Annotated in this window: 10 protein-coding genes; 5 read left to right on the top strand and 5 right to left on the bottom strand. The window is 69.5% G+C overall.

Annotated elements, in window-relative coordinates; genetic code table 11:
- Window positions 1-12: 12 nt before the first annotated feature.
- On the bottom strand, window positions 13-1,602 hold the full coding sequence (locus LRK53_RS01135; protein ID WP_027491667.1) for a tetratricopeptide repeat-containing sulfotransferase family protein: 1,590 nt from the start codon (window positions 1,600-1,602) through the stop codon (window positions 13-15).
- A 112-nt stretch (window positions 1,603-1,714) separates the two neighbouring features.
- On the opposite strand from LRK53_RS01135, the gene LRK53_RS01130 reads away from it, so the two are divergent.
- Window positions 1,715-2,962 carry a multifunctional CCA addition/repair protein gene (locus LRK53_RS01130; protein WP_027491666.1) on the top strand — a complete coding sequence of 416 codons (1,248 nt, stop codon included), beginning with the start codon at window positions 1,715-1,717 and terminating at the stop codon, window positions 2,960-2,962.
- A gap of 56 nt (window positions 2,963-3,018) precedes the next feature.
- Window positions 3,019-5,250, top strand: coding sequence for an LTA synthase family protein (locus LRK53_RS01125; protein WP_027491665.1), 2,232 nt, complete (start codon window positions 3,019-3,021; stop codon window positions 5,248-5,250).
- Here LRK53_RS01125 and LRK53_RS01120 read toward each other — a convergent pair.
- From LRK53_RS01120 to LRK53_RS01110, 3 genes are all read right to left on the bottom strand, one after another.
- Window positions 5,227-5,637, bottom strand: a complete 411-nt coding sequence (locus LRK53_RS01120) for a VanZ family protein (protein WP_027491664.1) — start codon at window positions 5,635-5,637, stop codon at window positions 5,227-5,229. The two genes, LRK53_RS01125 and LRK53_RS01120, sit on opposite strands and share 24 nt — an antisense overlap.
- A gap of 4 nt (window positions 5,638-5,641) precedes the next feature.
- Window positions 5,642-6,835 carry a class I SAM-dependent methyltransferase gene (locus LRK53_RS01115; RefSeq protein WP_027491663.1) on the bottom strand — a complete coding sequence of 398 codons (1,194 nt, stop codon included), beginning with the start codon at window positions 6,833-6,835 and terminating at the stop codon, window positions 5,642-5,644.
- A 222-nt stretch (window positions 6,836-7,057) separates the two neighbouring features.
- Window positions 7,058-9,238 carry a TonB-dependent receptor gene (locus LRK53_RS01110; RefSeq protein ID WP_027491662.1) on the bottom strand — a complete coding sequence of 727 codons (2,181 nt, stop codon included), beginning with the start codon at window positions 9,236-9,238 and terminating at the stop codon, window positions 7,058-7,060.
- 185 nt (window positions 9,239-9,423) lie between these two features.
- Between LRK53_RS01110 and LRK53_RS01105 the strand changes: the two genes are divergently transcribed.
- Both LRK53_RS01105 and LRK53_RS01100 read left to right on the top strand, forming a co-directional pair.
- Window positions 9,424-10,188, top strand: coding sequence for a hypothetical protein (locus LRK53_RS01105; protein WP_235642449.1), 765 nt, complete (start codon window positions 9,424-9,426; stop codon window positions 10,186-10,188).
- A gap of 73 nt (window positions 10,189-10,261) precedes the next feature.
- Window positions 10,262-11,008, top strand: coding sequence for a pteridine reductase (locus LRK53_RS01100; RefSeq protein WP_027491206.1), 747 nt, complete (start codon window positions 10,262-10,264; stop codon window positions 11,006-11,008).
- Window positions 11,009-11,058: 50 nt separating this feature from the next.
- On the opposite strand, the gene LRK53_RS01095 is transcribed toward LRK53_RS01100, so the two are convergent.
- Window positions 11,059-11,952, bottom strand: a complete 894-nt coding sequence (locus tag LRK53_RS01095; RefSeq protein WP_027491207.1) for an LpxL/LpxP family acyltransferase — start codon at window positions 11,950-11,952, stop codon at window positions 11,059-11,061.
- 105 nt (window positions 11,953-12,057) lie between these two features.
- On the opposite strand from LRK53_RS01095, the gene dtd reads away from it, so the two are divergent.
- Window positions 12,058-12,498 carry a D-aminoacyl-tRNA deacylase gene (gene dtd, locus LRK53_RS01090; protein WP_027491208.1) on the top strand — a complete coding sequence of 147 codons (441 nt, stop codon included), beginning with the start codon at window positions 12,058-12,060 and terminating at the stop codon, window positions 12,496-12,498.
- Window positions 12,499-12,649: the final 151 nt, after the last annotated feature.

The raw sequence follows: 12,649 nt of genomic DNA, 5'->3' as shown, positions 1-12,649 counted from the left end.
GAGGCCGGCGGATCAGCGCGCGCCTAACAGGAGGCGCAAGCGATCCAGCTCGGCGCCGTAGCGTGCTGCCATTGCCGGCTCGCGCGACCAGGACTGGCGCGTGCGCAGCGCCATGCGCGTATCCGCCGGCTCGTGCTGGAAGCCGACGCAAGCCTCGTCGTAATCGAGTCCGCAGAACGTCAGCAGGCGGCGCACCGTGGCGTCGGGTTCGGCCAGCAGCGCCTCGTGGTCGTGCACCAGCAAGCGTTGCGGGAACAGCCGCTGCCAATGCCGGCCGAGCCGCTCGTGGTCGCGCCAATAGCTGGCGAGGTCGTCCAGGTCGTAGCTGAAGTCGTGGCCGCCGGCGAACAGCTCACGATAGCAGGCGAAGCAGGTTTCCAGCGCGTTGCGCCGGCAGTGCACCACCCGTGCGCCGGGCAGCATCGCCATCGCCACGCCGACCAGGCGCCAGTTCAGCCGGTGCGCGTCGACGAGACGCGGGCGACCGCGGGCCACCGGCCCGATGCGTGCCAGGTAGTCCGTGCCCAGGCGCGCCCAGTCCGCCGGCGTAGCCGTGCCCAGCCACTGCAGCAACGGCTTCCCGCGCCGGGCCGACTCCTCGCTGACCACCCGTTGCAGGTGGGCCGACTCGTCGACACCGCCCACGTACGGATGCGCGGCCAGGACCTGCCCAGTGAGCCTGGCGCCGGCATGCGGCAGCGCCATCAGGAAGATCACCGGCCCGCCCACCGTGGCGTCTGCGGCCCCGGCCAACGGTTCGGCGAACGCCGCGAGCACGGCGTCGACATGCGCCCGCATGCGTGCCGCGTTCCAGTTCAGCTGCCGGTGTCGCCATGCATTGGCCTTGCGCAAGGCGCGGAAGGCGGCACGGTAATCGGCCTGGTCCTCCAGCGCGCGGGCCAGCGCGAAGCCGAGCTGGATGCGCGCATGCGGCGTCGGCTGCGGCATCTGCAGCACCTGCTGCAGCCGGGCCACGTCGTCCTTGCCGAAACACTCGGCGTCCAGCGCGGACAGCCCGCTCCAGGCTTCCGGATGGCCGGGTTCGCGCCGCAGTACCTCGCGGTAGTTCGCTGCCGCCTGTACCTCGGCGCCGAGGCTGGCCTGCGCCGCGGCCAGCAGCAGGCGCGCCGCCAGATGCTCCGGGTCGAGATCCAGCGCGCGGTGCAGCGCGGTGATCGCCCCCGCCGGGCGCCCCAGCAGCTGGAACATCCGGCCCAGGTTGAACCACGCCGGGGCGAAGTCCGGCGCCAACTCGCAGGCCCGCTGCAGCGCCGACAGCGCCGCCTCGTTCTCGCCCCGGGCCTGCAGCGAAACGCCCAGGCCGATGTGCAGCAGGGCATCGCGCGGATCCTTCGCCAGCGCCTGGCGCAGGATCGCCACCGCCTGCGCGTGCTCGCCGTGCAACTGCTGCAGCTGGGCCGACAGGCGCAACGCCTCGACGTTGCCGGGCACCAGCGCCAGGGCCGCGGCCAGGGCCGCTTCGGCGCGCGCCAGGTCGCCGCCGGCCATCGCGCCGCTGGCTTCGTCGAGCCGCCGCACCACCTCCGCCGGCAGACCCACGGCACGGTTGCGCAGCAGCGGATGCGCCTGCCTTGCCACCATCGTCGGAGGCCCCCTGCCCACCCGTGGATTCCGGTTCCCCAGCTTACGTGAGCGCTGCGGCGGCATAAAGCGACCTCGCTCCCGATCCGGCCACGCATGGCAGAATCCCCGCATGCAAATCTTCCTGGTCGGCGGCGCGGTCCGCGACAAGCTGTTGAAGCGCCCGGTGGTCGACCGCGATCACGTGGTGGTCGGCGCGACACCGGAGCAGCTGCTGGCGCTGGGCTACAAGCCGGTGGGCAAGGATTTCCCGGTGTTCCTGCATCCCGCGACCAGCGAGGAATACGCGCTGGCGCGCACCGAGCGCAAGAGCGGGCGCGGTTACCACGGCTTCGTGTTCCAGGCCGACCCGACGATCACGCTGGAGCAGGACCTGGCCCGCCGCGACCTCACCATCAACGCGATCGCCGAGGACGAGCACGGCGTGCTGACCGACCCGTTCGGTGGCGTGCGCGACCTCGAGGCGCGCCTGCTGCGCCACGCGTCGCCGGCGTTCGTCGAGGATCCGGTGCGGGTGCTGCGGGTGGCGCGTTTCGCCGCGCGATTTGCGCCGCTGGGTTTCACGGTGGCCGCGGAAACCATGGCGCTGATGCGGCAGATGGTGGCCGACGGCGAGGTCGACCACCTGGTGCCGGAACGGGTGTGGGCGGAAACACGCAAGGCGCTGGGCGAGCCGCAGCCGTCGATGTTCCTGCGCGTGCTGCGCGAGTGCGGCGCGCTGGCCGTGCTGTTTCCCGAGGTCGATGCGCTGTACGGCGTGCCACAACGCGCCGAGTTCCATCCGGAGATCGACACCGGTGTGCACATGGAGCTGGTGCTGGACGCGGCGGCGCGGCTGGCGCCGGGCAACGACGTGGTGGGCTTCTGCGCGTTGACCCACGATCTCGGCAAGGCGCTGACCCCGGCCGCCGAGCTGCCGCGCCACATCGGCCACGAGCATCGCGGCGTGGCGCCGCTGCGCGCGCTGGCGGCACGACTGAAGGTACCCACCGAGCACGCCACGCTGGCCGAGCTGGTCTGCCGGGAGCACTTGAACGTGCATCGCGCACTCGAGCTGAAACCTACCACCGTGCTGAAGCTGCTGGGCGCACTGGATGCCCTGCGCCGGCCGGCGCGGCTGGAGCTTTTCCTCGCCGCCTGCGAGGCGGACCAGCGCGGTCGGCGCGGCCACGAGTACGACGCCTACCCCCAGGCGGATTACCTGCGCGCGGCACGCACCGCCGCCGCCGCGGTCGAATCCGCCGACTTCGTCGCCCGCGGCCTGGCCGGCCCGGCGATCGGCCAGGCGATGGAGGCGGCGCGGATCCACGCCATCGCCGCGCTGAGAACTCAGCCTTCGCCAAGCGGATCCGCGGTATAAAGCCCGTATGACAACGCCCGCCCGGGCACCCGTCGATCCCCTTTCTGGAGTTGCCCGTGCCGAGCGCGTTCACCCCGACCTCTCCCTTGCGTCAGCGTTTCCGCCCGTTGTGGTGGCTGGTAGTCACCTTCCTGCTCATCTCGCTTGCCACCCGCGTGGTGCTGCTGGTGATATCCGGCAGCGAGGTGCCGCACACGCCGCCGAACCTGCTGTACGCGTTCGGCGTGGGGCTGGGCTACGACCTGGTCACCTGCGTCTATGTGGCATGGCCGCTGGTGCTGTTGCTGTGGATCGTGCCGACGCGATCCGGGCGCCTGTCCGGACTGTGGCGCTGGCTGTTGTCTGCCGTCGCGCTGCTGCTGACCTGTGCGCTCGGCCTGGTCGCGCTGCACCTGATGTACCACGCCACACTCAAGACCACCTGGCCGGCGCTGCTGCCGTTCCTGTTCATACTGCCGCTGACCGCGTTCACCTACACCTCGCGTGCCGGCCAGTGGGTGCTGTACGGCTTCGCCCTGCTGCTGCTGTACGGGCTGCTGTTCGTGGCGGCGTCCGAGCTGGTGTTCTGGAACGAGTTCAGCGTGCGCTTCAACTTCATCGCGGTGGACTACCTCGTCTACACCACCGAGGTGATCGGCAACATCCGCGAGTCCTACCCGATCGGCCTGTGGCTGGCGCTGCTGGCGGCGATCACGCTGGTGCTGTTTGCGCTCGGCCGGCGCGCGCTGCGCGTGCGCGACGACGGCAGCCGCTTCTGGCAGCGCAGCAAGGTGGCGCTGCTGTGGCTGGTGCTGACGGTGATCTCGGTGGCCGCGGTGAACGGTGGCATGAAGGACCGCGTCGACAACAACTACGTCAACGAGCTGGCCGGCAACGGCATCTACCAGTTCTTCAACGCGTTCCGCAGCAGCCACCTCGACTACGCGAAGTTCTACCGCACGCTGCCGGACGACGAGGCATTCCGCCGCGTGCGCGAGATGTTGAAGACGTCCGAGGCCAGCTACGTCAGCGACGACCCGCGCGACCTCACCCGCGCGATCCGCCGGGTCGGTCCGGAGCAGCGCCTCAACGTGGTGCTGATCAGCGTGGAGAGCCTGTCCGGCGACTACCTGGGCACCTTCGGCAACCCGAACCACCTCACGCCGTACCTCGACTCGCTGGTCGACCAGAGCCTGTTCTTCGACCAGCTGTATGCCAACGGCACGCGTACCGTGCGCGGGCTGGAGGCGCTGGCGCTGTCGGTGCCGCCCACGCCCGGCGATTCGCTGCTGAAGGAGCGCAACAACGAGAACCTGTTCTCGCTGGCCAGCGTGTTCAACGACCGCGGCTACCAGTCGGACTTCGTCTACGGCGGCTACGGCGAGTTCGACAACATGAACTATTTCTTCGGCCACAACGGCTACCGCGCGGTCGACCGGCGCGACATCCCCAAGAGCGCCACCATCCACAGCGAGAACGTGTGGGGCGTGGCCGACGAAGACCTGTACACGCTGGCGATGGGCCAGATGGACCAGATCCATGCGGAAGGAAAACCGTTCTTCCTGCACGTCATGACCACCTCCAACCACCGCCCGTACACCTTCCCGGAAGGCCGCGTGAAGCAGGCCAATGGCACCCGCCAGGGTGCGGTGGCGTACACCGACTGGGCGATCGGCGACTTCATCCGGCGCGCGCGCCAGAAGCCGTACTTCGACGACACCGTGTTCGTGATCACCGCCGACCATTGCGCCTCCAGCGCGGGCAAGACCAGCGTGCCGGTGAACCGCTATCACGTGCCGCTGTGGATCTACGCGCCGAAGCACGTCGCGCCGCGGCGGGTGGACCGCCTGATGGGCCAGGTCGACATCGCGCCGACCCTGCTCGGCCTGCTCAACTTCAGCTACCGCTCGCGCTTCTTCGGCTACGACCTGTTCCAGCTCGAACCTGGCCGCGAACGCGCGTTCCCGGCCACCTACGAGAAGCTCGGCTACCTGCACCGCGACGTGCTCACCGTGCTGGAACCCGGCCGCAAGCTGGAGCAGATGAAGCCGGACTACGCCACCGACGACGCGGTGCCGCTGCAGCCGCAGGACGAGGAGGAGATTGCGCAGACGGTGGCCTACTACCAGGTCGCCAGCGAGCTGTTCAAGCGCGGCCAGCTGGTGCGCCGGCCGACCGACGCGACGGCAGTGGAGCCGCTGCCGGCAGCAGCGTCCGCGGTGCCTGCCGCAGCCAGTTCGGCGCTCGCGCCGGCCGGCTCGACCGCGGCACCGGCAGCGGCCGCTTCAGCCGCCGCGCCGGCGCACTGACCACGCCTCCACGCCAGCCAGGACGCTGGCGAGCGGCGTGCGCAACAGCAGTAGCGCGATGGCGATGCCCACGCCGTCGGCCAGCACGTCCAGCGCATCGGCGTCGCGCGGCGGGTCCAGCCACTGCGCGAACTCGATGAACACGCCGAAGGCCAGGCATCCCAGCGCGGCCCAGCCACGCGGGCGGCGAGCGCGGTAGACGTTGCCCCACCAGCCCATCAGGCAGGTGAAGGTGATGGCGTGCAGCAGCTTGTCGCCATACGGAAACTCCAGCGTGATGCCTGGGTCCGGCGTCAGCGCCATCCACAGCACCCACAGCATGATCGCACCGCCCAGGGTGACCCAGGCGCGATGCCAGCGCAGCGGGGTGGACGTCTGGACGTCCATGGCGTCAGAGCCGCCGGCTTTGGTCGGCGGCGAGCAGTTCGGCCGGCAATGGCAGCGCGTCGAGGCCGCGCGCCAGCAGCATGGCCTGGAAGCGCTCGCCCATCTGCTCGGGCAGCATCAATCGCTTGGCCTGCTGCGCCAGCCGGTAGCGGCCGTGCTCGTCGGCAGTCGCCGCGTGCTCGCGCTCGAACACCTGCTGCAAGCCGGCGCCGATCAGGAACTGGGCCTGCGGCAGGTAGCCGGCCACGCCGAAGCCGGCGCTGTTGCCGGCCTCGGCCAACGCGGTGAAATCGACCGAGGCAGTGAGGTCGTTCAACCCGGGCAGGTACAGCGGATCGCTGTGCGTGTGGTGGCGGTAATGCGCCATCAACGTGCCGTCGTCGCGCTCGGGCAGGTAGTACTCGCGGCGCACGTAGCCGTAGTCGACGAACAACAACAGCCCGGCGCTGAGCGCGCCGGCCACCGCCTGGATCCAGTACGGCAGCTGCGGCAGGATTTCCGAGCGGTAGCCGTCGACGAACTCGACGCCGAGGTCGCGCTCGACATGGCGTACCGCACCGGCCACCAGCGCGTCGGCGGGGCGGTCGACGCGGATCAGGCGGCCCTCGCCGTCCAGCGCCACGTACTCCTCGTATACCTCGCCCTGGCGCATCGCGAAGCGGGTGGCCGGCAACGCGTCGACCACTTCGTTGGCGAACAGCACCCCGCGCCAGTCCTGTTCGGGCGGACGGTCCAGCCACTGCACGCGGGCATGCAGTTCACCCGGCAGCTTCGCGACGAGGCGTTCGCGCTGGCGTTCGCGCAGGTCGGCGCTGGGCTCCAGGATCAGATACTGCCGCGGCAGCGTGCCGCCAGCCGCCAGCGCCTTCAGCGCCTCCTCGGCAAATGCACCGCTGCCGCCGCCCAGTTCGAGAAAATCCGCCTGCTCGCCCAGCATCGCCAGCACCGGCTGCACCGCGTTGACTACGCAGCCGGCGAACAGCTCACCCAGTTCCGGTGCGGTGACAAAGTCGCCGGCCGCGCCGAACTTGGTGCGCCCGGCGCTGTAGTAGCCCAGTCCCGGCGCGTACAGGCAGCGCTCCATGTACTGCGAGAACGGCATCGGCCCGTGCGAGACGATCTGCTCGCGCAGCAGCTGCAGCAGGCGGTCGGAATGGGCGCGCTCGTCGGCGCTGGGTTCGGGGAGGCGGGAGGGCATGGCGGTTGCCGGTCATGAAAACGCGGCAAGCATAGCGGATGGGCCGCAGCTCACAGCCTGCAATTGTAGGGCGGGCACTGCCCGCCGCGGTGCGTTGCAAGATCAAAAGCTGGCGGGCAGTGCCCGCCCTACGCCGTTGCAAGTTCAGGGTTGCGACTCAAGGGCTGGGGACGCCACTCGCCGCTCTTGCCGTTCCTATTCCCCATTCCCTATTCCCGTCCCTCAGAAATCCTTCTGCAGGCTCAGGTATACGCCGCGGCGCGGGCCGAACTGCGGTGCGCCGACGCCGATGCCGCTGCCGTCGCGCAGTTCATAGGTGCGGTCCAGCGCGTTGATCAAGGCCAGCTGCGCGTGCAGCTTGCCGAAGCGATCGAAGGCGAAGTCGTGCGCGACGTTGAGGTTGAGCTGGAAGTACGCCGGCAGCGACGCACCGTTCGGCACCGCGCCGTCCTTGCGCAGGCCGCTGCCGAACAGGTAGTCGGCGCCGACCCGGGTGGTGGCGTCCAGCGCATAGCTGACGCCGCCGGACGAGGTGAGCTTCTGGTCGTGGTCGAGGAAGATCCAGTGGCGGTTGACCCAGGCCAGGTCGTCCGGCGCGAAGTTGTACTGGCTGGTGATGATGCGCTTGCCGATCGCCTTGCCCAGCGATGCATTGAAGTACGCCGACAGCGGCCCCTGCTCGTAGTTGACGGTGAATTCCAGGCCCTTCACCCGGCCGGCGGCGTAGTTGAAGGTGGAGTAGACCAGCGCGGAGCCGAACTGGCCCTCGTCCTGCAGGCGCTGCACCTTGCGGTAGTAGGCGTCCACGCCCACGGTCCAGGCCGAACCGATGTTCTGCGAGACGCCGACGTCGAAGTAGTCCGAGCGCTCGGCCAGTGGCGTGTTGTTGCCGCTGTCCGCCACCGCGTTGGTGGTGCCTTCGAACTTCGCGATGTTGCTGCTCGCGATCATCTCGGTCGCCGGCGGAGTGAAGTAGCGCGAATAGCCGGCGTGCACGGTGGTGCTGCCGGTGGCCTGCCAGACCAGGCCCAGGCGCGGGCTCAGCTGGCTCTCCGCGCGCACCAGCTGGTAGCGGTCGCCGCGCAGGCCGTAGTTCAGCGTCCAGTCCTCGCCGATGCCCCATTCGTCCTGCACGTAGGCCGACCAGGTCTTCGCGACGAGGCGGCTGCCGTCGAGGATATTGATCGGCATGGTGCTGGTCTGGTTGCCGTCGGCGTCGGCGGGGAACACCCATGCGTCGTTGCCACTGACCGCACGCTCGAAGCTGCCGTAGACGCCGTAGCGCAACGTGTGGCGGTCGCCCAGCGGGGTGGCGAAGTCGGCCTGCAGGGTGCTGGCGCGGTTGCTGCGGCTGACGTCGGAGGCGACCCCGTTGAACATCAGCTCGCCGATCCGGTCCGGCGCATAGGCGAGGCTGCTGTAGCGCTGGCCCACCGACACCTGGTAGTCGGTCGCGCCCAGCTTGCCCTGCAGCGCCAGCACGCCGAAGCGGGTGTTCTCGCGCTGGCGTCCGTCGAGGTCGGCGGAGTTGAAATCGACCGTGTCGTGGTAGCCGAAGGCGGGTACCTGCCCGGGGTTGTTGGGAATCTGGTAGCGGTTGTTGGCGACGCCGAACAGGAAGCTCAGGCGGGTGTCGTTGTCGATCAGGTAGCTGATGTCGCCGAAGCCCTTCACCTGGTTGGTGTGGTCGTGGATCGGCTTTTTGCTCGGCGTGGGATTCTCGATGCCGGCGTCGTTCTTCATGTAGTTGCCGGTGAAGAACCAGCTCCAGCGATCGTTGCTGCCCCACACCGACGCGTTCGGGTTGAGCGTGCCGTTACTGCCGCCGGTGAGGCCGACGCTGCCACCGTTGCCGAGGTCGTGGCCGCTCTTCGTGGTGATGTCGACCACCGCCGCCGTGCGCAGGCCGTACTGCGCCGGCAGCGCGCCGTCGAGCAGTTTCACGCTGTCGATCGTGCGCGCGTCCAGACTTTGGCCGAAGCCGCCGATCGACTCGGGAATGATCACGCCGTTGATGCGGTACTGCAGGTTCGCGTGGTCGCCGCGCACATGCACGCCGCCATAGGAGTCCTGCACCACGCCGGGCGCCTGCAGCAGCACCTGATTCAGCGGCGTGGACGCGCCGAGCGGCAGCCGTGCGATCGCCTTGTGGTCGATCACGTACTGGCTGCTTCCGGTATCCGGCGACAGCGCGTTGCGTGCCTGGTCGAGCGCGCCGGAAACCGAGATTTCGCCCAGATTCTGCACCTCGACCGGCTGCTTGTTGCGGCTGCCGTCGTCGATCGGACCGCCCCCGATCGCAGTGACGGCGGGGGCAGCCATTGCCGGCGCCGTGTCGGCGGCATGCGCGATGCTTGTACCCAGGGCAACGGCAAGACTCACGGCAAGCAGGGAAGGTTTCATCGGCAATTCCGGCAGAGGTAGATGAGGGCGCTTATTTTGTAATGTTATAACATTACTGATAAATTTTCCGCCCGGCCTGCGCCAGAAGTCATGCCTTCCGGCGAAATCATTGATCCCCGCTTCATGCAACGTCTCTAGACTGCAAGGACGCATGTCGCGACCGGCAACGTCCCACGGAGCCACGCATGACCCAGCGCAGCCAGCAGGTACCCGCTGTCATCGCGCCGGCCGACCACGGCCGGATCGCCGAGGCGATCCTGGATTTCGTCAGCCAGGTGCCCGACAGCAGGATCGGCAACACCCCGGACCCCGCCAGCGAGGCCCGCCGGCTGGCCAGCCGCGCGGCCCAGCGCGCCGCGCTCGCCGCCGGCTCGCTGGCGCTGCCGCCGGGGCCGCTGGGCTGGCTGACCTTGCTGCCGGAAATGATCGCGATCTGGAAGATCCAGGCGCAGATGGTCAGCGACATCGCCGCCGCCTACGGCCGCCACGCCAGCCTCGGGCGCGAGCAGATGATGTGGTGCCTGTTCCGCCACACCGCGGCGCAGGCATTCCGCGACCTGGTGGTGCGCATGGGCGACCGGCTGCTGTTCCGGCGCATGTCCTACACCGTGCTCGAACGCATAGCGAAACAGGTCGGCATCAAGTTGACCGGGCGCACACTCGGCAAGGGCGTCTCGCGCTGGCTGCCGCTGATCGGCGCGCTGGGCGTCGGCGCGTATGCCTACTACGACACCGGGCAAGTCGCCGGCACCGCAATCGAACTGTTCGAAGGGGAGATCGCGGTGGAAGACACCGCCGACAGCAGCGGCCCACAACCCACGGCAATGGCAACGCCCACGCGCCGCGCGACGGACCGGCTGGCCGGCAAGGCCGTGACCGGCGCTGCACGCACGCTGGCCGCTGCCGCGCGCAAGGCAACCCGCCGACCGCGCAAGCCGAAAACACCATGACGGCGGCGACGACTCATGACGTCGCCGCCGCTTTGCGGCAAGCTGTGCGCTGCATCCCTGCCGGAGCCAGCACATGTCGCCACGCCGCGATCGTCCCGTTGCGCTGATCACCGGCGCCGGTCGCCGTGTCGGCGCGGTGACCGCACGCACGCTGCATGCGGCCGGCTACGACCTGGCGCTGCACTACCGCCATTCCGTCGACGACGCCCGCGCGCTGGCTGACGAACTGGAGCGGCAACGCGGCGGCAGCACCCTGCTGCTGCAGGCCGAACTGGCCGAGCTGCCGGCCCTGCCGGCGCTGATCGAACAATTACTGGCGCACTACGGCCGGCTCGACGCACTGGTCAACAACGCCTCGGCGTTCTTTCCCACCCCGCTCGGCACGACGACGCCGCAACAGTGGAACGCGCTGTTTGCCTCCAACGCGCAGGCGCCGTTCTTCCTCAGCCAGGCGGCGATCCCGGCGCTGCGCGAAGCGCGTGGCGGCATCGTCAACATGGTCGACATCTACGCCGAACGGCCGCTGGCGGAACACGCGGTGTACTGCATGGCGAAGGCCGCGCTGGCTGCGATGACCCGCTCGCTGGCGCTGGAACTGGCGCCCGAGGTGCGCGTCAACGGCGTGGCGCCCGGTGCGGTGCTGTGGCCCAGCGACAGCAAGCCCTACGCCGACCAGCAGGCGATGCTGGCACGCACGCCGCTGCAGCACGCCGGCACGCCGGACGACGTCGCCGGCACCGTGCTGTGGCTGCTGCGCGATGCGCGGTACGTCACCGGGCAGATCATCCGCGTGGACGGCGGTCGCACGTTGTCGGTATGAGCGGCGCCGCGCAGCCTGGCGCGGCGCCGGAGCGCCAGTCCGATGCACGGCTAGCCGTGTTGGCGGTCGTACGGGCTGACCAGGCCGTCGGCAGAAAAGCGCTTGTATTGCCACTGGTACTGCGTGAAAGCCAGCTCCACGCATGCCTGCACGCCTCGATTGAGTGCCGCGCAGGCCACCTCCAGCGCGGGGTCGGTCAGCTCCGGCGGCGCCGGCAACAGATGGATGCGGTAGCCGGTGCCACGCGGCAGCCGCTCGGCGAACGCATACAGCACGGTCGCGCCGGTGCGCGCGGCCAGCCGCGGCAGCAGCACCATGGTCAGCGCCTCGCGGCCGAAGAACGGCGCGATCTGGCCCTCGCCCGCGCGTGGCTTCTGGTCCGGCAGGATGCCCACCGTGCCGCCGGCGGCCAGCCGCTTGTACAGCGTGCGCACGCCGGCACCGTCGGCGCGCACCTGCTCCGGCGCCAGCGCGCCGCGCACCTTGCGCAGCAGGCCCTCGACCGCGGCGATCCGCGGCGGCCGGTACAGGATCGCCATCGGCGTCTTGCCACACAGCCAGTAGTTGAGCAGCTCCCAGCAGCCCAGGTGCGGCGCGGCGATGATCACCCCCTTGCCGGCAGCCAGCGCAGCATCCAGCAGCGCCTCGCCACGCACCTCGCGCACCAGCGCCAGCGCGCGCCCGGCGCCGGCGCCCCAGACCTTGACGATCTCGCAGGCCGACTTGCCGCTCTCGGCCAGCACCTCGCGCAGCAGCGCGGCCTGCGCCTTGTCATCCAGCTGCGGGCGCGCGATTGCCAGGTTCGCTGCGGTGTTGTGCACCGTGCGGCCGCCGCACCACAGCAGCAGCCGGCCCAGGGCGGCACCCAGGCCATGCAACATGCGCAGCGGCAGCAGCGCCAGCAGTCGCAGCAGCAGATAGATCAGGTAGATGTCCGGGCGCATGGCCGAAAGTGTAGAGGACACGCACCGCCGCCAGCCCTCCTTCGCTTATGCTCATGCGAATCCCGAATCCCGAATCCCGAATCCCGAATCCCGAATCCCGAATCCATGATTGCCCTGATCCAGCGCGTACTGTCCGCCAGCGTCAGTGTCGGCGATGAAACGGTCGGCGCGATCGGCCCCGGCCTGCTGGCGCTGGTGGCGGTGCAGCCCGACGACGGCGAGGCGCAGGCGAAACGCATGCTGGAGCGCCTGCTCGGCTACCGCGTGTTCGCCGATGCCAACGGCAAGATGAACCGCTCGCTCGCCGACATCGGCGGCGCCCTGCTGCTGGTCAGCCAGTTCACCCTGGCCGCCGACACCCGTTCCGGCATGCGCCCCAGCTTCACCAGCGCGGCGCCGCCCGAGCATGGCCGGCGCTGGTTCGAGCGGCTGCTGGAGCTGGCCCGCGCCGCGCATCCGGGGGTGGAAACCGGGCGCTTCGGCGCCCATATGGTGATCCGGCTGGTGAACGATGGCCCGGTGACTTTCTGGCTCGACACCGGCTGAACGGACGCCGGCGCGCGATGCACGGCCCGGTGCGGGCAAAGACACGGCAACACCGCGATTTGGCGCGATTTTTGCGTACCCCATCGCAGCCTTTTTCCACTTGAAAACTGGTCAAAAAAGCAGCACATCGCTATAATGTCCGGTTCTTGAA

The sequence above is a fragment of the Rhodanobacter thiooxydans genome, from assembly GCF_021545845.1.
Taxonomy (GTDB): Bacteria; Pseudomonadota; Gammaproteobacteria; order Xanthomonadales; family Rhodanobacteraceae; genus Rhodanobacter.
This window is presented reverse-complemented; position numbering and strand designations above follow the sequence as displayed.